Here is a 22,156-nt window from a genome sequence, read left to right as displayed (position 1 = left end):
TCCCGCGTGAGATCTGGCGACAGATCTGGTCGAACAACCCGCAGGAGCGGCTGAACAAGGAGATCCGCCGCCGCACAGACGTGGTCGGCATCTTCCCCGACCGCACCGCCGTCATCCGGCTGGTCGGGGCGGTCCTGGCCGAGCAGAACGACGAGTGGACCGAAGCCCGCCGCTACATGGGCCGCGACCTGCTGGCCAAGGCCCGACTCCACCCGATCGAGTCAGAAAACAACGACACCCTCCTGCCCACCGAACTCACCGCATAGCCTCAAAACGAGATCGCCGAGTGGCCGTCGATACACCACTCCAACGGACGTGACCCGCGGCGGTGTGCCGGATGAGCAAAGTATCGGTCGCCCACGATCCCCAGAGTCCGCCGGACTTCGACACTGTCCACGAGTTCGTTTTCCTGCGTTGGAGTCGGGCCGTCGGCGGGCCGACCCATATAGCGATGGGTCGGTGACACCAAGAGCTGAATCACTTCCACCGTGGTCATGAAGTTCACTGTACGGCGGGTCGAAAAGGACGGCACGAGTGGAGCGGGAATCAGACGGAGGTTGCAGAGTCGCGGCGTCTGCAAGGGGGCAAGGGGCTATGACGTGGCGTGATTTCGCAGTCCGGTTCGCCGTGCCTCCGGCACCCTCGGGGCTCCCGTCAGTGTCAGGTTGGCGATGGCACAGGGGTGACGCCGACGGCCCCGTGCGTGACTCCCGCTCGACCCGTCTGCCGGTCCTGCACCGAGCTCTGCGTCAGGAGGTACGGCTCGGACACGAGCAGTGCCGAGTGGGCACGGGTGCTGCGGGACCTGGCGACGGTGCCGGGATGGCCGGCGGCCGGGGCGGGCGTCCCGGGCTGTTGCCACGGGCAGATCACCGACGTCCTGAGCCATCTCGTCGACAACGGCATCAAGCACGCCATGGCGACCGCGCCCCACTCGTAAGAAGCTGGGAATGACAGTGAACGAGCACGCCCGCCCTGCGAGGCACGCCGGGTGAAGGTGCCCCTCTCGCTCACGGCGCGCGCCCATGCGTGCTGCGGCGCGGCCCGCCTCGACAGGGCTGAGGAGTGCAAGAAGCCCACCTGGAATGGCAGCGCATGAAGCCCACCTGGAATGAAGGTGACATCAGTGGCGATCCCGCTTGTGGTCGGCGTCGACGGGTCCGAGTCGAGCCTGGAGGCGGTGGACTGGGCCGCCGACGAGGCAGAGCGGCATGACCTGCCGCTCCTCCTCGTGCACGCTGTCACGCCGGACCGAGGGGCAGCCGATCTGATCGGTGTTGCCACCGAACGGGCCAGGCGGAACGCGCCCTCGGCCCGGCTGTCCGGCGAGGTGCTGCGGGGGGACCCCGCGACAGCCCTGCTCGGCAAGGGGCGCAATGCCTTCGCCCTGGTCCTCGGATGCCGGGGACGCGGTGACCTGGCGGGGCTTCTGCTGGGGTCCGTCAGCCTTGCCGTGGCGGCGCGCGCGGATTGCCCCGTCGTTGTGGTGCGCGGCCGACCAGCGCACCGGGACCTCCGGTTCCGCAGCGTCGTCGTCGGTGTCGAGGATGGCGAGGGAAGTGGCACCGCGGTGGAGTTCGCCTTGCGCGAAGCCCATGTGCGGCGCTGCCGGCTGATCGCGGTGCACGCCTGGACCGTCCCGTTCGGGGGCCTCTCGGAGCCACCGCCCCCGGCCGGATATGGGGCCCAGCCGCTGCGCCGCCCGCCGGCGCAGGTGCTCGACGACGCGCTGAGGGGCTCCGCAGAGCGGTACGTGAACGCCTCAGTGAGCCGTCATGTCGTCGAAGGCCCGGCACGTCAGGCGCTCCTGGAGGCCGCGTCCGACGCCGATCTTCTCGTCGTGGGCGCCCGCAGGCGACGTGGGCATCTCGGGCTCCAACTCGGCTTGATCAACCATGCGCTGCTGCATCACGCGCCGTGCCCGATCGCCGTCGTTCCGCAGATGTGACCGTTCACCGCGGGGGGACCGGCCCGCCGAGGCGGCCCAGGGCGCGCGACCGACTCCAGACGGTTCATCGGGCCGACCCGGATCCTCTGGCGTCCTCGGTCCGGTACGTGATGTGTGCCGAGACCGAGACCACCCCGTCCACACTCGTGCACAGGTGCTCGATGACAGGGATCAGGCTGCGGAACTCGACGGTTCCGTTCAGGGCGACCTGCCCCTCCCGGACGTCGACCGACACCTCGGAGGGAGCGAGGCCCAAGGTCTCCTGAAGCACGTCCCGGGTGATCTCCTCGCGGATGGCGTCGTCGCGGCGGAGGAAGATCCGCAGCAGGTCGCTGCGGCTGACGATGCCCTGGAGCTTGTCCGTCTCGTCCACCACGGGCAGCCGCTTGACGCCATGGGCCTCCATGAGACGGGCCGCCTCGACGACGTTCCACTCCGGGCGCGCGCACACCGCGGGTGCCGACATCAGTTCCTCCGCCCTCACTCCTTCGGCTTTGGCTCGGTCCCAGGCTTCCGGATGCGGAATCGCCGCCCGTCCGGATGGGTCGGCCTGGTCCGCTGACTTGCGCAGCAGGTCCGCCTCGGACACCACACCCATCGGGCGGTCCTGCTCGTCCACCACCGGCACGGCGGTGACGTCGTTCTCGGCAAGCAACTTGACGATCTCCTTGAACGGCAGATCACGCCGCGCCCGGACGACCTGTCGGGTCATGAGCTCTGCGACCGTTCGGTGGTGCATGACGCCTGTCCCTTCGAGGCCCGTGTCGGAGAACGTGATCATGCCGTGCTGTCAGGAGCCGGCCCTGCGAAGTGGTGCGGCTCAGGCACGCGTCGGCGCCCGCCCCGAGAAGGGACTGGTCGGCCCAGGATCAGGGCTTTCCGGCCCGTGCGGCGGTAAACCGTGCGTGGCACGGTGGGTCACAGCAACATTCTGAGGAAAGGGCGGCGGTCATGCGAGCTCACCTCGGCGACCAACTCGTCATCGAAAGTCCGGCGACCGGCGGTGCCAGGCGCGACGGCGAGATCGTCGGACTCCACCATGCGGATGGAACACCCCCCTACGACGTGCGCTGGTCGGACACGGACGAGGTGACGATGGTGTTCCCCGGGCCCGATGCCCATGTCCGTCACCTGGAGCACCCGTCCGCGGCGCCTGTGCCCTCCAGGGAGGACGTGGAGAGCGTGGGAGGGACGTCCGGGACGCCCAGGCCGGACCGGGCACCCAGTCCTGGCGACATCGGCCGGCGGGTGGCCGCCGAGCGCGAGCGCCAGGGGCTCACCCGGGCCACCGTGGCCGGCCGGGCCGCAATGGCTCCGCAGTACCTCGCGTACCTGGAAGAACGCCCGGCCGACCCCAGTCTCGGCACGCTGACCCGGCTGGCCGGCGCGCTGGGAACGAGTGTGGAAGCCCTGCGCGGGGGAGGCGTCGATCTGCCGTCTGGGCAGGGTCAGGCTCTCTTGCACCCTGAGCTGCGGGAACTCGGAGCGGAGGAGTGCCGTGCACTGCTCTCCACCCATGGTGTGGGCCGTGTCGCCGTGACGACGCCCGACGGCCCGGCGGTCCTTCCGGTGAACTACGAAGTCGCCGGCGACGAGATCGCCTTCCGGACCGCGCCAGGCTCGGTGCCCGCGGCGGCCGTGGGGTCCGAGGTGGCGTTCGAGGTCGATCATCTGGACGAGACCGCCGGCGAGGGCTGGAGCGTTCTCGCCGTCGGCCCGGCGCGGCACGTCACCGGAACGGACGCAGTGCGGCGACTGGCCGACGGCGCTCACACCGAACCGTGGGCGGGTGGTGAGCGGGAGATGTGGGTGTCGATCCGGCCCGAGCGTCTCACCGGTCGTCGTATCGGTCCGGCCCCGCAGTGAGGTCCCGGGCGCCGGGGCGTGTCGCGGCGGCGTCCGGGTGATGCCACGGTATTCACAGGGGGCGCTTGACGGGGCAGGACAGAAGGGCGGTGGGGAAGATGGATCTCCCACTGGTCGTGGGCGTCGACGGATCGGACTGCAGCCTGCAGGCGGTCGACTGGGCGGTCGACGAAGCGGCACGGCGCGGGCTCCCTTTGCGGCTGGTCTACGCCTCCTTGTGGGAGCGCTACGAGGGCAGGCGGCCGTCCTTCGGCACGGATCGTCCGGCGGAAGAGATCATGGGGGAGCACATCGTCGCCTCCGGTGCAGAGCGAGCCCGGCTGCGCAACCCGGAGGTGAAGGTGTCGGGCGAGGTGTTGCCCGACGATGCCGTGTCCGTGCTGCTGCGGGAGGGGCACGACGCCTCCGCCCTGGTCACGGGATCCCGAGGTCGCAGCGACCTGGGCGGCCTGCTGCTGGGATCGGTCGGCCTCACGGTGGCGGCCCGTGCGATGTGCCCGGTCATCGTGGTGCGGGGCTCGGAGCGGAACCGGCAGGGAGCCTACGGGCGGGTGGTGGTCGGCGTCGGAGAATCGGCCGAGGACACGGGAGCCGTACGGTTCGCCCTCCGCGAGACACAGGCTCGCGGCTGCGTCCTGGAGGCCGTGAGGGCATGGCGGTGTCCCGCACACGAGCACGTGGACCACCCATTCCTCGGGGAAGAAGCCGGCCGTACGCACGAGGAGCGGGCCTCGGCCATCCTCGACGAAGCCCTGCGCGATCTTGTGGGGGACCAGGTAGAGGTGGAAAGGCGCGTGGTGGAAGGACCGGCTCACAAGGTCCTCCTGAGCGCCTCGGCCGGCGCCGACCTCCTGGTCGTCGGCGCCCTGCGACCGCACGGCCACTTCGGTCTGCAACTCGGCAGGGTCGCCCACGCCCTGCTCCATCACTCCGAGTGCCCGGTCGCCGTCGTCCCCGAGCGCACCTGACGTCCCGATGCACCGACCGGCTTCCGTACGCCTCGGGAAGGAGAGGGGTGAGGACGGCGCATGTCGGAGTGGACCTGGCGGTACGAGGGCCATGACCCCGCGGCCGAGCGGCTGCGTGAATCACTGTGCACCCTCGGCAACGGATACTTCGCCACACGTGGGGCCGTGCCCGAGAGCAGGGCAGGTCTGGTGCACTACCCGGGGACCTACGTGGCCGGATGCTACAACCGCCTGGAGTCCACCGTGGCCGGCCGCCCGGTTGTGAACGAGGACCTGGTCAACCTCCCGAACTGGCTGCCTCTGCGGTTCCGTCTCCGCTCTGCCGGAAGCCCGGCGGGCCGGTGGTTCACCGCGGACTCCCGCACGTTCCTGCAGTACCGGCACACCCTGGATCTGCGGCGTGCCACGCTCATTCGCACGTTCCGCTACCAGGACGAGCTGGTCGGCGTGCTGACTGTGGAGCAGATCCGCGTGGTGCACATGGCAGACCCTCATCTGGCAGTCCTGCGTACGGTGTTCACCGCCGAGGACTGGTCGGGAGAGATCGAGGTCGAGTCGGCGATCGACGGTGACGTGACCAACGCCAACGTGCACCGGTACCGGTCCCTCAACCGGAGCCACCTGGCCCACGTGCAGACCGGTGTGGAGGAGTCCGAAACCGTGTGGCTGCGCTGTCGTACCAACAGCTCCGACGTCGGTATCGCCCTGGCGGCCCGTACGGTCGTTCACGGCCGGGAGCCGACTTCGTCGCGGCTGCATCCCGCGCGACACCGAGCCGTCCGCCGTCTGGTGATCCCCATCGATCCAGGCGCGCCCGTCGTCGTGGACAAGACCGTTGCGTTGCACACCTCACGCGACCCGGCGATCAGCGATCCGCTCGGAGCAGCGGTCGAGCGGGCGTCCGCAGCCGCGGACTTCCACGGCCTGATGGAGTCACATGTCACCGCATGGGCCCAGCTGTGGCGGCACGCCGACGTCCAGGTGCCGGGCCAGGCCGGTCGCGTCCTGCGCCTGCACCTTTTCCACGTCCTGCAAACGCTGTCGCCGCACACCGCGGACCTCGACGTGGGAGTGCCGGCCCGAGGACTGCACGGCGAGGCGTACCGCGGACACGTCTTCTGGGACGAGTTGTTCGTGCTGCCCTATCTGAATCTGCACTTCCCCGAGGTCTCCCGTGCGCTGCTGAACTACCGGTACCGGCGCCTTCCGCAGGCGTGCCGCGCCGCCCGGGAGGCGGGGCGGGCCGGGGCGATGTACCCGTGGCAGAGCGGCAGCGACGGCCGTGAGGAGACCCAACGACTGCATCTCAACCCCCGTTCGGGCCGGTGGCTGCCGGACCACACCCGGCTCCAGCACCACGTGGGCTCGGCGATCGCGTACAACGTCTGGCGGTACTGCGAGGCCACGGGTGACACGGAGTTCCTGCACACCAGGGGTGCCGAGATGGTCTTGCAGATCGCCCGCTTCTGGGCGGACACCGCCGACTTCGACCCCGAGTCGGGCCGCTACCGCATCCGTGGGGTCGTCGGCCCCGACGAGTACCACGACAGCTACCCGGGTGCCCACCGGCCCGGATTGGACGACAACGCGTACACCAACGTCACCGCCGCCTGGGTGATCGGTTGTGCCGTGGACCTCGTGCGGCGCCTTCCGGCGTGGCGTCGCCGGGAACTCCTCGAGCGCGTGGAGCTGGACATCGGCGAACTTCCCCGGTGGGAAGAGGTGTCCCGGAAGCTGACGGTGCCTCACCACCAGGGCGTCATCAGCCAGTTCGACGGCTACGGCGACCTCGCGGAGCTGGACTGGGAGGCCTACCGCGAGCGGTACGACGACATCCGGCGCCTCGACCGGATACTCGAGGCCGAGGGTGACACGGTCAACCGCTACCAGGCATCCAAGCAGGCCGACGTCCTCATGCTCGGCTACCTCTTCTCGCCCGCCGAGCTGCGGCAACTGTTCCACCGTCTCGGATACGAGCTCGACGACGAACTCTGGCGCAGGACGGTCGACTACTACCTCCGGCGCACCAGCCACGGCTCCACCCTCAGCGGCCTCGTCCACGGCTGGGTCCTTGCCCGGGTCAGACGGGCCGACGCCTGGAAGTACTGCCGAGAAGCACTGGAGGCGGACATCGCCGATATCCAGGGCGGTACCACCGGCGAAGGCGTCCACCTCGGGGCCATGGCAGGAACCCTCGACCTGGTCCAGCGCGGCCTGACCGGCCTGGAGACCCGTGAGGAGGCGCTGTGGCTGGATCCGGTGCCCCTTCCCGCGTTGTCCGAGTACGGATTCTCGCTGCGGTATCGCGGCCACTGGGGCGTCGGCGTGCGACTGCGACGGGAACAGTTGCGGATCGTCGTACCCGACTCGGAGGAATCGCCGATCCGGGTGGTCCTGACCGACAGGGCCGTCACCGTCGCACCGGGGGAGACCTGCACGCTCGTGCTGCCGACGGCATGATCCGCCCGGGACGTCCCGGAGCTGCCGGAACGGCGTGCGCCCTGGCATGCGTACGGGATGCCGGCGACCCACACTGGCATGGGGGGCCGGTAGGGAGGGCGGCTCCCCTCCGCGCAGATCGCGAGGCAGGAAGGAGACGGCTATGACCACGGCAAGGGAAATCATGCACGTCGGTGCCACGTGCATCCAGGAGAGCGAGACGCTGGCGGACGCGGCGCGCCGGATGAGTGAGCTGGGTGTCGGAGCTCTGCCGATCTGCGGGCCGGACGACCGGCTCCACGGGATCATCACCGATCGCGACATCGTGGTGAAGTGCCTTGCCAAGGGCAAGGACCCGAAGACCATGACCGCGGGCATGCTCGAGCAGGGCAAGCCGGTCACGATCGACGCCGGTGCCGACTCGGACGAGGTACTGCGGGCCATGGAGCAGCACCGGATCCGACGGCTGCCGGTCGTCGAGAACCATCGCCTGGTCGGGATGATCAGCGAAGCGGACCTCGCACGCCGACTGCCGGAGGAGCAGGTGGGGCATTTCGTCGAGGCCGTGTGCGCTGCGAAGTGACCACCGTCCTACCGGACTCGGAGGAATCGCCGATCCGGCTGGTGCGGTGCTGACGGTCCGTCACCGTTGCGCCCCGCACCGTTCGCCCGCACCCTCTCCGCGGCGTGTCTGCGGGGGACCAGGAGCGGCGGCGAGCCGTGCTCGTCGCGGCGGCGGGCCCGGCGGCATGCTCAGAAACTCGTCCAAGGAGTGTCACCATGAGGTTCACCGGAGTTCGCACGGCACATGCCGTCATCGCCCCGCTGGTTGCCGTCCCGCTCGCGCTGGGCGCATTCGCCCCACACGTCTACGCGCAGGCGCCGACGCCCAGTCCGACGGGAACGTTCGGGCCCGACTGCTCGGAACTGCCCCGGAGCGGAGGAGGAAGTGTCGCGGCCATGGCCGAACAGAAGGTGGCTGACGCCGCTGCGGGAAGCCGCCAGCTGGCACAGCTGACGGCAGCGTTGAAGCAGGCCGGACTGGACGACACCCTCAACCGATCGGACAACATCACCCTCTTCGCGCCCACCAACCACGCCTTCAACAGCTTGTCTGAGGCGCAGCGCGACTCGCTCCTGAACGACCCGGAGCGGTTGAAGAAGGTACTGACCTACCACGTGGTGGACGCCGACGTCACTCCGAGCGAGCTGCCGAACGGCTCGTTCAAGACGCTGGAAGGCTCGCAGCTCACCACCTCAGGCTCCGGTACGACCTTCAAGGTCAACAGCACGGCGGACATCGTCTGCGGCAACATCACCACCGCCAACGCCACCGTCTACCTCATCGACGGGCTTCTCACCCCTCCCGACTGACACCGGCGGCGCCTTCGCCGAGCATCCCACACGCGCCCGCGAAGTCTTCGGCCCTTCAACCGCGACCGGCGCGGGAACGAGCTGCTCCCGGGTAGGCGGGCACACAGGGCCCGAGTGACCCTGGGGGTGAGGCCGATGTGCCCTGGTGCTCCCACTTGGTACGGGTGGAGGGTGGAAGAGTCCCGGGAGGTGGGTCACGATGATGTACTGGAATGGTGGCTGGGCCTGGATGACCTTCATGCCTTTGCTGTGGATCGTGTTGATCGGCCTGGTGGTGTGGGCGGTGATCCGGCTGACGCAGTCTTCCGGTCGCCACGACGCCGCGGGCCCCCGGAAGACATCGAGGGAGACGCCGGAGGAGATCCTCGACCGCCGCTTGGCCTCCGGCGAGATCGACCCGGATGCGTACGCCGAGGCACGCAAACGCCTCGCGGCACATCGGCCGGGGAGCCCCTGACCAGGCCGCCGACTCTCGGGCGGCCCATGGCGCAGCTGGGTGGGTGCCCTCATCCGGCACGGGCGACCAGGAAGTCGGCGGTACCGGACAGAGTCGTGAGCCGTTGCGTGTCCTCGTCCTCGATGCGGACTCCGGAACGATCGCTGAGAGCCTCGATGAAACCCAGGAAGTCCAGCGAGTCCATTTCCAGAGCATCGCGGAAGGAGTCGTCGGGGCCCAGGGCATCGAGGTCGGCGCCCGGTACGACGCGGGAGATCGAGTCCTTGACCAGCTCCAGTGCTTCGGTTCGGTTCACAGTTGCTCCGGATTCTGCAACAGACGGTCGACCGCAGTCAGGTAGCGGGCACCCACGGCTCCGTCCGTCGCTCGGTGGTCCGCGGACAGGGTGGCCGTGACAACAGGCCTTACGCCGAGCAGGCCGTCCACGGCGCTCGGCCGGTCGACGATCCGTCCGAAACCGACGAGGGCCACCTGGGGCGGGTAGATCACGCCGTAGACGGTCTCCACCCCCTGATCGCCGAGGTTGGTGACCGTGATCGTGGGGGCCGAGACATCGGATCCGCGGAGCCGGCCTGTGCGGGCGCGGACGACCAGGTCTTTCAGCCCGGCCATCAGCTGCCGCAGGTCGAGGGTGTCGGCGTCGTGGAGGGCCGGGGCGACGAGGCCGCCCCCGCGGAGGGACACCGCCACGCCGAGGTGTACACCGTCACCCGGCACGAATCCGCCGTCGACCCAGAAGCCGTTGAGTTCGGGCACCTCGCGGGCCGCACAGGCGGCCGCCTTGAGCAGCAGGGCTGCGGGAAGCAGTCGCTCGCCGACCGGGCTGCGCCGGTTGTGCTCGTGCAGCCAGTCCATGGCGGCGGCCATGTCGACGTTCGTGGACAGGTAGTAGTGCGGGATGTCCCGGTTGGCGCGGGTCATCAGTGCGGCGATCGCCTGGCGCATCGCGAAGGCCCGGTCCTCCGCAGTCCGCGGCCGGGCTGCGCGGTGCGCGGGCGTGGGCGTGGTGGCGCCGCCCGGCGCGGCGCTGCGCACGTCCGCGGCACGGACGGCGCCGTCCGTGCCCGTGCCTGTCAGCGAGCCCAGATCGACGTGCAGTTCGGCGGCGAGCCGTCTGGCCAGCGGAGTGGCCCGGATCCGCGGTGGCCGCGCGGCACCGCCGGCCGCGCGTTCCACGTCGCCCCGGGTGACGCGCCCTCCTGGCCCGGAACCGTGCAGAGCCGCCCAGTCCAGGCCGCTTCGCTCCGCGAGGTGCCGGAGCAGCGGGCCCGCTTCGGAGTGCCCGTGTGCGCGGGCGGGGGTCGGCGTCGGCGCACGGGCCGCCTCGGTTCCGGAGGACGGCGCCGTGCGACGCGGCTTGGGCCTGGGCGGCGTCTTCTCCACCGTCTCGTCCGGCTCCCCACGCGCTTCCCGTGCCCTGGCGAAGGGCGCGATCAGCGCGAGCGCAGTGCCGACCGGCACCGTCGTACCGGGCTCGACGAGCAGTTCCTCCACCGTTCCGGTCTCGAAGCACTCCACCTCGAGTGTGGACTTCGCGGTCTCGACGACCGCGACTGCCTCACCCTTGCGAACCTGCTCGCCGGGTCTCACGAGCCACTCCTGAAGCGTTCCCTCGTCCATGTCGGCGCCGAGGGACGGCATGGTGAAGGCGCCCATGGTCAGCCCACCGCCCGGTGCGCCGCCGCGACGACGTCGGCGGTCTGAGGCAGGGCCGCCTCCTCCAGGCGCCTGGCGTACGGAATGGGGACCTCGGCGCTGCACACGCGCTCCACGGGGGCGTCCAGTTCGTAGAACGAGTCCTCGGCGATACGGGCGGACACCTCAGCGGCCAGGCTTCCGCTGCGCCATGCCTCGTCGATGACCACCGCCCGGTGGGTGCGGGCCACCGAGGAGGCGATCGCCGCGTCGTCGAGCGGCCGGAGCGTGCGGAGGTCGAGCACCTCGGCACTGATGCCGTCGGTGGCCAGCTCGTCCGCCGCGTCGAGGGCCTTGGGCAGTGAACCGCCGTACGCGATCAGGGACACGTCGGTGCCGGGCCTGCGGACCGCGGCGTGGTCCAGGCCCACGGGCGGGGCGGACGCGTCGAGTTCACCGGAGGCGTTGTAGAGGCTGCCGTGCTCGAAGATCAGCACCGGATCGGGGTCGGTCAGTGCCGGGGCCAGCATGGTGCGGGCGTCGTCGATGGTGGCCGGAGCGACGACGCGAATGCCGGGGATGTGCGCGTACCAGCCCTCCAGGCTGTGCGAATGCTGCGCGGCCAGCTGCCGTCCCGCCCCCGTCGTCATGCGGATCACCAGCGGTACGGGCAACTGGCCGCCCGACATGTGCAGCAGCGTGGCCGCGTTGTTGAGGATCTGGTCGAGGGCCAGCAGGCTGAAGTTCACGGTCATGATCTCCACGATGGGCCGCAGGCCCGCCAGCGCCGCGCCGATCCCCGCGCCCACGAACGCGGACTCCGAGAGGGGGGTGTCGCGGACCCGCTCCGGACCGAACTCCTCCAGCAGGCCGAGACTGACACCGAAGCATCCGCCGTACCGGCCCACGTCCTCGCCCATGAGGAAGACGCGGTCGTCGGAGCGCAGAGCCTCGCGCAGCGCCTCCCGCAATGCCTCCCGGTAGGTGGTCTCCGCTTCCCGGGGCCGTCGGCCGGCAGCCATGTCAGTCCCCCTCCGGCGGAGCGCTGGTGACATGGCGCAGCAGATCCTGGACCGGTTCCTCGGGCGCCTGTTCCGCCGCTTCGACGGCGCGGTCGACCTCTTCGGCGACCTGCTTCTCGAGCCGCGCGAGCTCGCGTTCGCCCAGCCGGCCCTCTTCGCGCATGCGGTCGGTGAGCCGGGTGATGGGGTCGCGGGCCTTCCACCGCTCGACCTCCGCCTTGTCCCGGTAGCGGTCGGGGTCGTACATGGAGTGGGCACGGAAGCGGTACGTGCGCAGCTCCAGGAAGTGCGGTCCTGCGCCCGCCCGGATCGCACCGGCTGCCCGGCGGGCGGCGGACTCGACGGCCTCCACGTCCATGCCGTCCACGGCCCATGCCACCATGCCGTACGAGGCGGCCCGCATGGCCAGGTCGGTCTGTGCCTCGTGGCGCTCGAGGGCGGTCCCCATCGCGTACAGGTTGTTCTCGCAGACGAGGAGCAGCGGCAGGCCCCAGAGGGCGGCGAGGTTCGCCGTCTCGTGGAACTCGCCCTCGGCGAAAGCCCCGTCGCCGAAGAAGCAGCAGGTGACGTGGGGACGGGCACGCATGTGATCGGCGAGGGCGAGACCGGCGGCCAGGGGGATGCCGCCCGCCACGATGGCGTTGCCACCGTAGAAGCGTCGGCTCGCGTCGAACAGGTGCATAGACCCGCCGCGACCCCCGCTGCAGCCGGTCGCCTTCCCGTACATCTCCGCCATGACGGCTTCGGCGGGGATGCCGCGGGCGAGCGCGTGGCCGTGCTCACGGTAGGTGGAGACGACCCCGTCCTCCGGGGTGAGCGCCTCGCTGACACCGACGGCGACGGCCTCCTCGCCGATGTAGAGGTGGACGAAGCCGCGGATCTTCGCGGCGCTGTACAACTCGACGCATCGCTCCTCGAAGCGCCGGATACGCAGCATCGCCTCGAGCAGTGCCGCCCTGTGCCGGGCATTCGCCTGGTCGACGCCCACCACGCTCGTCGCGTTCCGGCTGCCGGACGCGGTCTTCCTCGCAGGCTTCGACGCGGAGGGGGTCTTCCGGCTGCCGCGGGCCACGGTCATGCGGATTCCTCCAAGGTCGACAGATCGCCGGTCGGCAGGCCGAGTTCACGCGCACGGAGCAGACGGCGCATGACCTTGCCGCTGCGGGTCTTCGGCAGGTTCTGGTCGAACGCGATCTCCCGCGGCGCGACAGCGGGACCCAGCTTGCGCCGGGAGAAGGCCAGCAGTTCACGTTCCAGATCGAGGGACGGCTCGATGCCGGGGCGCAGCGACACGAACGCCTTGACGATGCTCCCGGCGACCGGGTCCGGTCGGCCGATCACTCCCGCCTCCGCGACCGACGCGTGCTCCATCAGCGCGCTCTCCACTTCGAACGGGCCGATCAGATGTCCCGCGGACTTGATGACGTCGTCGGCCCGTCCGACGAACCAGTACCAGCCGTCCGCATCCCGCCGGGCCAGATCGCCGGTCAGGTACCAGCCGCCGGCGAACGCGGCCCGGTACCGCTCCTCGTCGTGCAGATAGCCGCGGAACATCGAAGGCCAGCCGGGCCGCAACGCCAACTCACCCACCGCACCGGGGCTGTCGACCTCTCTGGCCCGGCCGTCGGCGATCAACGCCCGACCGTCCCCGCCCTGCTCCAGCACGGCTGCCTCGACCCCGGGCAGCGGGCGCCCCATCGAGCCGGGACGGATGTCGCACACCGCGAAGTTGGCGATCATGATGCAGCCGGTCTCGGTCTGCCACCAGTTGTCGTGGACCGGAAGACCGAGCACGTCCCGGCCCCACAACACGGCCTCGGGGTTGAGCGGTTCGCCGACGGAGGCGATGAACCGCAGGTGAGAGAGATCGTACGAGCGTGGCAGGTCGTACGGCCCCTGGCGGGGGGTGGCGCGCATGAGCATTCGCAGCGCCGTCGGGGCGGTGTACCAGACGCTGACCCGCTGTTCGGCGAGAATCCGGTACCACCGGCCGGCGTCGTAATCGCCTTCGTCGACGACGACGGTCACGCCATGGACGAGCGGAGCGATGATTCCGTAGGACATGCCGGTGACCCAGCCGGGGTCGGCGGTGCACCAGTACACGTCTCCCGGGTGCAGGTCGAGTGCGTACGCGGCGGTGGCGTAGTGGGCCACCACCGCCTCGTGCACGTGGACGGCACCTTTGGGAGTGCCGGTGGTGCCGCTCGTGAAGTGCAGCAGGGCCATGTCGTCGGGCGACGTCGGCGGGATCGCGAACGTGGCGGCCGCGGCGGACATCAGGCCGTCGAAGGAGATCGTGCCGGGTAGTTCCTCCGCTCCTGGCCCCACGATGAGTACATGCTTCAGCCCGGGCAGTGATGACCGCAGCTGTGCCACCTTGCGCCGGTACAGGGCGGCGGTGGTCACCAGGGCCCGGGCATCGCCCAGACGCAGCCGCTGCTCGACCGGGTCAGGGCCGAACGCGGAGAACAGCGGACACACCACGCTGGTGTTCTTCAACGTGCCCAGCACAGTCGTGTACAGCTCGGGACAGCGTCCGAGCAGGGTGAACACCCGGTCGCCGCGGCCGATGCCGAGTGATCGCAGAAGGTCGGCGAAGCGTGATGTGTGAACCGCCAGATCGGCGTAGGTGACCGTCGAGACGGCGTTGTCGCGGGCGATGCAGCACAGCGCGACCCTGGCCCCGCGGCCCTCGGCGACATGCCGGTCGACCGCCTCGTGCGCCATGTTCAGGCCGCCTCCGGGCAGGCCCGCCAGTTCGCTGCGCGCCTGCGACCACGTGAAACCGGCGCGAGCCTTCTCGTAGTCGGCGAGATTGGGTGGGACGCCGGGCATCGCGTCCTTGTGGATCGTCTTCCCGCGCATGCGCTCCTCCCGACGACTGCCCCGCCTCCAGCGTCGCGGATCAGGAACCGCGGCGCTCGGCGACGAGGTCTGCCTGTGCGGCGGGGTCCGCAACCGCAGACGACGTGCGGACGTGGCAGACCGGGGACTCGGACGTCGCTTCCCGTGCTTTCGGAGGCACGGTGCGCGGCACCACTTCGCCCCCTCTCGTAGTCATGGCACCTCCGCCCAGCCGTTGCGCGGCAGGGCCGACCGGTCCACTCCGGAGGGTCCGACAAGCCCACGTCGGACGGCTCCGGGCGCATCCCTCGCCGTGGGCGGCGATGGGACGTTCGGCGCCGGACAGGGACGTTCGGCCCTCGGCAAGTGCGTCCCCGAAAGTGACGCTTGGAGTACGCCGCGGTGAACGCGCGAAAGGGCCTCGCGCCCCGGCCGTCGCCCGGCACTCCAGTCCCGCACATTCTCCTCTCGATGGAGGTTGACGATGACGACAGGGAACGACGGACACACGTCACGGAGCACCGATCAGCGTCTGCGCCAACTGGAGTCGCAGGTGGAGACGCTCGCCGGTGCCATCAGGGCTCTCGCCGAAGGCCTCGAGCCGATTCCGTCGCAGGACGTGCGGCAGGACGAGCAAGCGGCGCGCGGCGCCCGCATGGCCCATGAGCTGCTGCTGTCGCAAGGGCTGTAGCACCACACCCCGCGTCATCGACGAGCCGGTCCGGTCATGCCGTGATCGCCGGCGGGGCCTCGAAGGGCTGCCAGCATGCAGATTCAGAACATGATGAACACGCCGCCGGTCTGTGTGTCCGAGTCCGAGTCGCTCGAGAACGCGGCACGCCACATGGCCGATTCCGGCGTCGGAGCGCTCCCGGTCGTCGAGAACGACCGGGTGATCGGCGTCGTCACCGAACGAGATCTGGTGGTCCGGGCGATGGCCCGGGGCCTGCCGACGGGGTCCCCGGTCAAGGAGGTCATGTCGACCGACCCCGTGACCGTGGAGGCGGACACCGCCGTGGCGGTCGCCATCCTCATCATGCGGTCGGCCCAGGTCCGTCACCTGCCGGTGGTGGCCGAGGAACGCCTCATCGGCATCGTCTCTTTCGACGACCTGTTCTGGCAGCTCACTCAGGAGCTCGCGGATCTGGCAGTCGTGGTGGACGCCGCCCGGAAGGTGCCCCAGGTCTTCCACGGGACGGACAAGGCTCCGCTGCTCGACGGCTGACACCGGGGTGGCGCCCGCACAACGCGGCCACTTCAGCGGAATCAACGAGCAGAACATGAGGTGTCGGGGCAGCGAATGGCACACGCTGCGGAAGGCACGGAAGCGGTTGCCCTTCACGCCCTGTCTGCGCCGACACGGTCGAGTCGGGAGTACGAGGTGCGAGCGACGTTTCCCATGGGACGTATCGCCGGCGTCAGGGTCGGAGTGCACTGGAGCGTGCTCCTCGTCTTCGCCGTCATCGCGCTGGGCCTGGCCCAGGGTCGCCTGCCGCAGACGCACCCCGGCCACCCGGCCGTCCTGTACTGGCTGACCGGCCTGTCCGCGGCGGTCGTCTTCTTCGCCTCCCTGCTCGCCCACGAGATCGCCCACGCCGTGGTGGCCCGCCGCAACGGCGTCGAGGTCGAGGACATCGTCCTCTGGCTGCTGGGTGGAGCTGCCCGGCTCAAGACGGAGGCATCCAGCCCCGCCGCCGAGGTGCGCATCGCCGGTGTCGGCCCGCTCCTCAGCCTGGCGCTCGGGGGCGTCTTCGCGGCCGGGGCATGGCTGGCCGCCCGGACCTCCGCGCCAGGTCTCGTGGTGGAGGGCATGACCTGGCTGGCCGGGATCAATGTGCTGCTCGCCGTGTTCAACGCCGTTCCTGCGGCGCCGCTCGACGGTGGAAGGCTCCTGCGGGCTTTCCTGTGGTGGTGGACGGGGGACCGGCTGCGGGCGACGAAGGGGGCGGCGACCGCAGGCCGGCTCTTCGGATGGTTCCTCGCGCTGCTGGGACTGCTCCTGCTGATGAGGACGGGTTCCTTCGGCGGGCTCTGGCTGGCCGTGCTGGGCTGGTTCCTCATTGCGGCGGCCACCTTGGAGGGCAGGCAGGCGGAGCTGCGCGCCACGCTCACCGGCGTCCCGGTCCGCGATGCCATGACTGCTGATCCGGTCTCGGTCCAGGCCGGCCTCACCGTCGAAAGGTTCCTGTCCGACCCGCTGTACCGGTTCCGGCACTCCGCGTTCCCGGTGACCGGGGACGGCGGCGCCCCCGTCGGCCTCGTGACCCTGGAGGCCGCGCGAGCGGTACGGCGCGAACGGCAGGCGGTCGTGACCGTGGGCGACGTGATGCTGCCGCTGGCCGAGGTCACCGTGGCACCACCGGACGAGGGGCTGGCGGAGCTTCTGCCCCGCATACGGCCGGGCGGCGCCCATCGAGTGCTGGTGATGGACGGCAGCCGGCTCGTCGGCATCCTCTCCGCGTCGGACATCAGCCGCACCGTGACGTGGCTGATGAACCCCGGCCCCGGGCGAAGCGGTCGCGCGTAGCAGGACTGGGTCGGGGGCGCCGTGTTCTCTTCGGCGACTGTCAGTGCTCGCTGGTGGCGATGTAGGTTCCGTGCCAGGTGTGGTCCCATACGGTGCCGGTGGAGGCGTGGACCGAGAGCATGCCGTTGATCTTCCCGTCGCGCAGGGTGTGCAAGGTGTAGTAGCCGGGGAACGCCTCGGCCTCGCCGGCAGTCAGGTCGCTGCCCCGGTCGCGCAGCCACTTCAGGGCGCGGTCCTGGGCCTGGTCGGGGGAGATGCGGGTCTGGGTCTGACCGCCGCCGTGCATGCCGTAGCCGGTGTTCCACATCATTGCCGGGCCGTACTCGATCCCGGTGTCACCATCGGTCGGGTCGACGAGGATCTCGGTGGCCAGCTTCCCACTGGGCGTCTCCAGTTCGGCGTAGAAGTTCTTCGAGAACTGCATGACCTCACCGACCCGCAGGTCGAGCCTGTCGGCGAAGGCATCGGCCCGCTGCCGGGCCTGGTCCAGGGTCGTCACCGGGGTGCCGTCGCCCCGTTGCCAGTAGTACCCGCCCATCATGCCCGGCCCCCACGAGCAGTCATCGCGCCCCATCATTCCCGGCCCCATGCCGGGCCCCCACGAGTCCCAGTCGTCCCAGTCGTCGCCCGATGTGCCCGCCCTCCAGCAGTCGCTGCCGGAGGGACTCGGCGCGGCGGCCGGGCGAAGGGAGGCGCCCCGGGAGGCGTTGTCGCCTGCCGCGCATCCGGCGGCCAGCGTCCCGGCCAGCGCGACGGCCGCCAGCGCGGCGGCGGCCCGCCTGCTCGTGCTGGTCATGATCATCACCCTTCCGCGCCGTTCCTGCCGCGGCCGCCCGAGCGGGCGCCTGCAGGTCCGTCCCCTCCAGCCTCCCTCCGGGCGCACGGACCGCCCAGGGCCGTCCGGACCCGGCCGGTGCACCGACCGGCCCGGACCTGGTCGCCTGCGTGGGGCCGGCACGCCCTACAGTCCAGGCCGCACCCGTCCCGCGCGGCTGCGGCCTGATCGCCGACCGCGCACGGACCGCGTTCGGCTGGACCTGGCTCCATCGTGTCCTCGATACCGCCTGCGAGACCGACCTGGCCGCGCTGTCACGCAGCACGATCTCCGCAAGCCGGGCCGTGTACGGACTGGTCAGGATCGGGCCGCGGAAGCCGTGGCGGACGACGCGGGGCAGATAGCCGCAGTGGTCGAGATGGGCGTGGGTCACGACCACGGCGTGGATGTCCGCGGCGTCGCACGGCAGCGGTCGCCAGTTGCGGCGACGCAGGTCAGCGAGCCCCTGGAACAGTCCGCAGTCGACCAGGATGCGCGCGTGGTCGCTCTCGACGAGGAACTTGCTCCCCGTGACGGTGCGCACGCCGCCGAGGAAGCTCAGGAGCGCCGGCCGGGGCGGCCGGAAGCGGTACGCACCGGCGCCGCCCGCCATGGTGTCCTTCAAGGTGCCGCCTCCTCGCGCTGACGGACGTCGTTCACCTCGCCCCGCGGGCTCCTCCGGCGCCTGCGGGACGGGCCCTGCACGGACCGCCCGCCCGGCGTGCCGCCGGAAGACGGGGCCGGCCGGCGATCGGGAGCCGGGCCCGTGCCGTGCCCGGTTCCCTCGCCGGGTGCCTCAGGTGTGGGCGACGACCGCCACGGGAGCGGCGATGTGGTGCATGGCGGAGTGGGTGACGTGGCCGATGTGGGCACCCAGCGCTCCGGAGCGGATGCGTCGGCCGACGACCACGAGGGAGGCGTCACGGGCATCGTTGACGAGGACCTGCGCCGCGTTGCCGCACCGGCTCGCCTCGATCACCTCGACGTCCGGGAACTTCTGTCGCCAGCGATGCAACACCTGGCTCAGGAGCGAGGCCTGCTCGCGCTCGAGCCTGTCATGGAGTTCCGCGCCTCCGGAGAGGCCGTAGAAGGAAGGCGGCGGTTCGGGCCAGGCATGGACGGTCCGCAGGGGGGCCTTCCTGCGGGCGGCCGCGTCGAAGGCGAAGTCCAGCAGCGTGTCGTCCGGGTGATCGATGTCCAGGCCGAGGACGACGGGCCGGAACGGCGTCGCAGCCGAGGGCACGCCCGCCGGATCCGGCTCGTGCTCGTCGGCGGCCTGTTCCGCGGCCCGTACCAGCACCACCGGACGCTCGGCGCGGGCGACGACCCCCAGACTCACCGAGCCGACCATGAAACCCGTGAGCCTGCCGAGTCCGCGTGAACCCAGCACCAGCAGCTCGGCGAAGCCCGCCGCTTCACACAGGACGTCGGCCGCGGTCCCCGTGGGGTGCTCGGTGACCACCTCGATGCCCGGATGGCGAAGCCGAATGGCGTCCGCCGACTCTCTGTCATCCGCTCGGCCCAGCGCTGGTAGCCGTCGAGGTCCAGCAGCTGAGTCCGGGCGACGTACCGGGACATGTGCTCCTGGACGTACATGACCTTCAGCGGAAGTCCGCGAAGCAGCGCCTCGCGTGCCGCCCACTCGGCTGCCTCCCGGCTCTCGGGTGAGTCGTCGAGACCGACGGTGACGGTTCGGGACATGGTCTTCACCTCCGGTGGTGAGCTCTGCCATGCCCAGCGTTGCGCCCCGGCCCGGGCGTGATCAGGGGCCACACGGCCCCATCATCGGGCCGGCCGGTCCTTCCTCGGCGCACGCCCCGCGGCCGCCCCGGGCCCTGGCACTTCGGGTCCCCGGCCGGCGCCGGCGCCGGCTCTCGTGGCCTTCGCAGAGGGCGTCGTCGGCGTTCCGAACCGACTCGGGAGCCTCGTCCGCCCCGGTGCTTCCGCAGCCCGGGGGGACCGGCGGACAGACGATCGGGCCGGCGCCGAAGGCCCACCACATGCGGCGCCCGCACCGTGGTCGTGTCGGTGCGGGCGATCCGGCGAACGATGCCGAGCGTGGCTGAGATGGCGAAGGGGCGCGACAGCTCTCGGGCCCGGGCCAGGAGGGGCGTGGACGAATCCGGCACACGCGAGACGGGAGATCCATCATCTGTGGGACATCAGAACGGCAGCCGGTTCCTCGCCCGGCGCCCCGCCGATCCGGACCGTCCGACAGCCCGGGAGCTGCTGTGGAACGACTTGCTGAAGATGCGTCCCAGGAATCCCGGTGCCTTCCCGCCCGCACGGGCACCCGTGCCCAGCACACGCTGAGCGCCGTTCTGCGGGTGCCTGGACAGACGCGGCAGAACGAAAGCGAGGACGAGCAGTACCGCGCACACGGCGACGATTCCGGCAGCCATCATGATGCACTCCTCTGGTCGGGGTCCCCTCCGGCTTCCCCGGAGTGGCCGGAGCATGCCGTCCTTCCCCGGCGCGTGCCCGGGGGAGGGGCTGAAGCGGCGGTACCGCACGGTTGGGGCACGACCCGCCGACTGCCGGGGTGACGCCCGGCGGGAAGGGCCACACGGTCCTGCTGTGGGCCCGGGAAGCCCATGGGCATGCGGCCGTGCGGCGAGCACGCTGGATGTGCTCAGCACCCGGGCGCGAAGGACGGGGAAGGACGTGACGCTTCCGCAGACGGGCACTGTCGCGGCGCGAGGTCCCGAGACACCACTCGCAGCCGGCGCGGACCTGCATCCGGCCGTCGCCGAGACGCACACGGCCGTCGTGATCCTCGTCGGAGACCGGGCCTACAAGGCCAAGAAGCCGGTCGACATGGGGTTCCTCGACTTCAGCAGCGCATCCGCTCGGCAGCGGGCGTGCATCCGGGAGGTCGAACTGAACCGGCGCTTCTCCCCGGATGTGTACGAGGGAGTGGGCGAGTTCCGCGGGCCGGGGGGACTCCCGCCGGAGCCGGTCGTCGTGATGCGTCGGATGCCCGGCTCCCGTCGGCTGTCCCACCTCGTGGCCATCGGCGCCCCCGTCACGGAGCACGTGCGTCAGGTGGCCAGGCTGCTGGCGACCTGTCACGCCCGCTCGTCCCGCACCACGGACATCTCACGGGCCGGTACCAGGGACGCCCTTCTCTCGCGGTGGGAATCCAGTTTTGCGCAGGTGCGCGAACAGGGTGAGGGCGTTGCCCCGTTGCACGGCCTGGAGGAGACCGAGGAGCGAGTGCGGCGCTACCTCGCAGGCCGTGAAGACCTGTTCGACCGCCGCATCCGACAGAGCCGAGTCGTGGACGGGCACGGGGACCTGCTGGCCGAGGACATCTTCTGCCTGGACGACGGGCCCCGGCTGCTGGACTGTCTCGAGTTCGACGACACCCTTCGCCACGTCGACGGACTCGACGACGCCGCTTTCCTCGCCATGGACCTGGAACGCCTCGGCGCGCCGGACACGGCCGCGTACTTCCTCTCCTGCTACAGCGAGTACGCCGGCGACCCGGCCCCCACCTCGCTGTGGCATCACTATGTCGCCTACCGGGCCTTCGTCAGGGAGAAGGTGGCCGTGCTCCGCGCCGGTCAGGGCGCGCCCGAGGCCCGTTCGGAGGCGGTACGACTGGCCGGGATCACCGTGGGTCACCTGCGTACCTCGGCAGTGCGCATGATTCTGGTCGGCGGGCTTCCCGGCACCGGCAAGTCCACGCTGGCCGCCGCGCTCGCGGACCGGCTCGGCCTCACTCTGCTCAGCAGTGACCGGATCCGGAAGGAGCTGTCCGGGAAGCCGCCGCAGGCACCGGCGGGAGCGGAGTACGGCAGAGGCATCTACTCCCCGGAGTGGACGCGGCGGACCTACGGCGAACTGGTCGCACGGGCCACGGCGCTGCTGTCCGCCGGTGAGTCGGTCGTCGCCGACGCCACCTGGACCTCCCGGGAGTTGCGCGGCACCGCCACCGACGCGGCGCGCCTGTGCAGCGCCGACCTGGTTCCGCTGGTCTGCTCCGTGCCGCAGGCGGTTGCCGACCGCAGGCTGACCGGGCGGCGCCCCGGCCCGTCCGACGCCGACGCCGCCATCGCGCAGGCGATGGCAAGGGCGGCCGATCCATGGCCCGAGGCGGTGCAGGTGGACACGGGTGGGGTGCTCGCCTCGGCGGTCGGACAGGCGTTGGCGGCGATCCACCCCGAGGGAGCCGGACAGAGGCCGCCGTTCCGGCGCCCGTACATGATGCCGGGCTGACATGATGCCGGGCTGAGTCGGGTCCATGCCGTGCGGCCCGT

General features: G+C 70.8%; 23 protein-coding genes and 2 pseudogenes. 13 read left to right on the top strand and 12 right to left on the bottom strand.

The genetic code is table 11. The features are described 5' to 3' along the window. On the top strand, window positions 1-266 hold a 266-nt coding region (locus BLT82_RS25165; RefSeq protein ID WP_208868028.1), incomplete at its 5' end, for a transposase. A gap of 2 nt (window positions 267-268) precedes the next feature. Here BLT82_RS25165 and BLT82_RS36885 read toward each other — a convergent pair. Further along, a complete protein-coding gene (locus BLT82_RS36885) occupies window positions 269-496 on the bottom strand; it encodes a hypothetical protein (protein WP_143041530.1) in 228 nt (75 codons plus the stop codon). A gap of 207 nt (window positions 497-703) precedes the next feature. Between BLT82_RS36885 and BLT82_RS36880 the strand changes: the two genes are divergently transcribed. Together BLT82_RS36880 and BLT82_RS25160 are read left to right on the top strand one after the other, a co-directional pair. Further along, a complete protein-coding gene (locus BLT82_RS36880) occupies window positions 704-940 on the top strand; it encodes a hypothetical protein (protein ID WP_143041529.1) in 237 nt (78 codons plus the stop codon). Between the two features lie 186 nt (window positions 941-1,126). Further along, window positions 1,127-1,948 (top strand): universal stress protein, encoded by an 822-nt coding sequence (locus BLT82_RS25160; RefSeq protein ID WP_093658669.1) that lies wholly within the window; start codon window positions 1,127-1,129, stop codon window positions 1,946-1,948. Window positions 1,949-2,012: 64 nt separating this feature from the next. Here the strand turns inward: BLT82_RS25160 and BLT82_RS25155 are convergent, their stop codons facing one another. Further along, window positions 2,013-2,687, bottom strand: a complete 675-nt coding sequence (locus BLT82_RS25155; protein WP_093658709.1) for a CBS domain-containing protein — start codon at window positions 2,685-2,687, stop codon at window positions 2,013-2,015. 212 nt (window positions 2,688-2,899) lie between these two features. On the opposite strand from BLT82_RS25155, the gene BLT82_RS25150 reads away from it, so the two are divergent. The 6 genes from BLT82_RS25150 to BLT82_RS25125 all read left to right on the top strand — a co-directional run bounded on the left by BLT82_RS25150 (window position 2,900) and on the right by BLT82_RS25125 (window position 9,052). Next, the gene (locus BLT82_RS25150) at window positions 2,900-3,814 is read left to right on the top strand and encodes a pyridoxamine 5'-phosphate oxidase family protein (RefSeq protein ID WP_093658667.1); all 915 of its coding nucleotides are present in this window, start codon (window positions 2,900-2,902) and stop codon (window positions 3,812-3,814) included. Window positions 3,815-3,912: 98 nt separating this feature from the next. Continuing rightward, window positions 3,913-4,782: a universal stress protein gene (locus BLT82_RS25145; RefSeq protein WP_093658707.1), complete on the top strand. Its 870-nt coding sequence runs from the start codon at window positions 3,913-3,915 to the stop codon at window positions 4,780-4,782. Window positions 4,783-4,842: 60 nt separating this feature from the next. After that, window positions 4,843-7,242 carry a glycoside hydrolase family 65 protein gene (locus BLT82_RS25140; protein ID WP_093658664.1) on the top strand — a complete coding sequence of 800 codons (2,400 nt, stop codon included), beginning with the start codon at window positions 4,843-4,845 and terminating at the stop codon, window positions 7,240-7,242. Window positions 7,243-7,384: 142 nt separating this feature from the next. Beyond that, window positions 7,385-7,804 (top strand): CBS domain-containing protein, encoded by a 420-nt coding sequence (locus BLT82_RS25135; protein WP_093658662.1) that lies wholly within the window; start codon window positions 7,385-7,387, stop codon window positions 7,802-7,804. A gap of 197 nt (window positions 7,805-8,001) precedes the next feature. Next, on the top strand, window positions 8,002-8,595 hold the full coding sequence (locus BLT82_RS25130; RefSeq protein WP_093658660.1) for a fasciclin domain-containing protein: 594 nt from the start codon (window positions 8,002-8,004) through the stop codon (window positions 8,593-8,595). Between the two features lie 199 nt (window positions 8,596-8,794). Beyond that, window positions 8,795-9,052, top strand: coding sequence for an SHOCT domain-containing protein (locus BLT82_RS25125; protein ID WP_093658658.1), 258 nt, complete (start codon window positions 8,795-8,797; stop codon window positions 9,050-9,052). A 49-nt stretch (window positions 9,053-9,101) separates the two neighbouring features. Here BLT82_RS25125 and BLT82_RS25120 read toward each other — a convergent pair whose 3' ends face one another. The 5 genes from BLT82_RS25120 to acsA are packed head-to-tail and all read right to left on the bottom strand — an operon-like array spanning window position 9,102 to window position 14,574. Continuing rightward, on the bottom strand, window positions 9,102-9,347 hold the full coding sequence (locus BLT82_RS25120; protein WP_167746079.1) for an acyl carrier protein: 246 nt from the start codon (window positions 9,345-9,347) through the stop codon (window positions 9,102-9,104). Continuing rightward, a complete protein-coding gene (locus tag BLT82_RS25115; RefSeq protein ID WP_093658656.1) occupies window positions 9,344-10,708 on the bottom strand; it encodes a 2-oxo acid dehydrogenase subunit E2 in 1,365 nt (454 codons plus the stop codon). Before BLT82_RS25115 ends, BLT82_RS25120 begins: the two co-directional genes overlap by 4 nt. Window positions 10,709-10,710: 2 nt before the next feature. Further along, window positions 10,711-11,709 (bottom strand): alpha-ketoacid dehydrogenase subunit beta, encoded by a 999-nt coding sequence (locus BLT82_RS25110; protein ID WP_093658654.1) that lies wholly within the window; start codon window positions 11,707-11,709, stop codon window positions 10,711-10,713. Between the two features lies 1 nt (window position 11,710). Then, the gene (gene pdhA / locus BLT82_RS25105; RefSeq protein WP_208868027.1) at window positions 11,711-12,787 is read right to left on the bottom strand and encodes a pyruvate dehydrogenase (acetyl-transferring) E1 component subunit alpha; all 1,077 of its coding nucleotides are present in this window, start codon (window positions 12,785-12,787) and stop codon (window positions 11,711-11,713) included. Then, complete coding sequence (gene acsA, locus BLT82_RS25100; protein WP_093658652.1) at window positions 12,784-14,574, bottom strand: acetate--CoA ligase; 1,791 nt, start codon at window positions 14,572-14,574, stop codon at window positions 12,784-12,786. The genes pdhA and acsA overlap by 4 nt, the downstream gene beginning before the upstream one ends. Before the next feature lie 463 nt (window positions 14,575-15,037). On the opposite strand from acsA, the gene BLT82_RS25095 reads away from it, so the two are divergent. From BLT82_RS25095 to BLT82_RS25085, 3 genes are all read left to right on the top strand, one after another. Then, the gene (locus BLT82_RS25095) at window positions 15,038-15,244 is read left to right on the top strand and encodes a hypothetical protein (protein WP_093658650.1); all 207 of its coding nucleotides are present in this window, start codon (window positions 15,038-15,040) and stop codon (window positions 15,242-15,244) included. A 75-nt stretch (window positions 15,245-15,319) separates the two neighbouring features. Next, window positions 15,320-15,778: a CBS domain-containing protein gene (locus BLT82_RS25090; RefSeq protein ID WP_093658648.1), complete on the top strand. Its 459-nt coding sequence runs from the start codon at window positions 15,320-15,322 to the stop codon at window positions 15,776-15,778. A 174-nt stretch (window positions 15,779-15,952) separates the two neighbouring features. Next, window positions 15,953-17,080, top strand: coding sequence for a site-2 protease family protein (locus tag BLT82_RS25085; RefSeq protein WP_244529571.1), 1,128 nt, complete (start codon window positions 15,953-15,955; stop codon window positions 17,078-17,080). Window positions 17,081-17,120: 40 nt separating this feature from the next. Here BLT82_RS25085 and BLT82_RS25080 read toward each other — a convergent pair whose 3' ends face one another. The 5 genes and pseudogenes from BLT82_RS25080 to BLT82_RS25065 all read right to left on the bottom strand — a co-directional run bounded on the left by BLT82_RS25080 (window position 17,121) and on the right by BLT82_RS25065 (window position 20,299). After that, entirely contained in the window at window positions 17,121-17,876 is a 756-nt protein-coding gene (locus BLT82_RS25080) for a hypothetical protein (RefSeq protein WP_244529577.1), read from the bottom strand. A gap of 283 nt (window positions 17,877-18,159) precedes the next feature. Then, window positions 18,160-18,507 (bottom strand): annotated as a pseudogene (locus BLT82_RS25075) (MBL fold metallo-hydrolase); the annotation flags it as partial. Between the two features lie 183 nt (window positions 18,508-18,690). After that, window positions 18,691-19,245: a universal stress protein gene (locus BLT82_RS38105; protein WP_244529576.1), complete on the bottom strand. Its 555-nt coding sequence runs from the start codon at window positions 19,243-19,245 to the stop codon at window positions 18,691-18,693. Beyond that, window positions 19,243-19,595, bottom strand: a pseudogene (locus tag BLT82_RS38100) (universal stress protein); the annotation flags it as partial. The pseudogene BLT82_RS38100 and the gene BLT82_RS38105, both read right to left, overlap by 3 nt. A gap of 461 nt (window positions 19,596-20,056) precedes the next feature. Further along, window positions 20,057-20,299: a DUF6411 family protein gene (locus tag BLT82_RS25065; RefSeq protein WP_093658643.1), complete on the bottom strand. Its 243-nt coding sequence runs from the start codon at window positions 20,297-20,299 to the stop codon at window positions 20,057-20,059. 328 nt (window positions 20,300-20,627) lie between these two features. Between BLT82_RS25065 and BLT82_RS25060 the strand changes: the two genes are divergently transcribed. Beyond that, a complete protein-coding gene (locus tag BLT82_RS25060) occupies window positions 20,628-22,115 on the top strand; it encodes a bifunctional aminoglycoside phosphotransferase/ATP-binding protein (RefSeq protein WP_244529575.1) in 1,488 nt (495 codons plus the stop codon). The last annotated feature ends 41 nt before the right edge of the window (window positions 22,116-22,156 follow it).

This window comes from Streptomyces wuyuanensis (assembly GCF_900103455.1).
GTDB lineage: Bacteria > Actinomycetota > Actinomycetes > Streptomycetales > Streptomycetaceae > Streptomyces > Streptomyces wuyuanensis.
The sequence above is the reverse complement of the archived record's forward strand: the minus strand, read 5'-3'. Positions and strand labels throughout refer to the sequence as shown.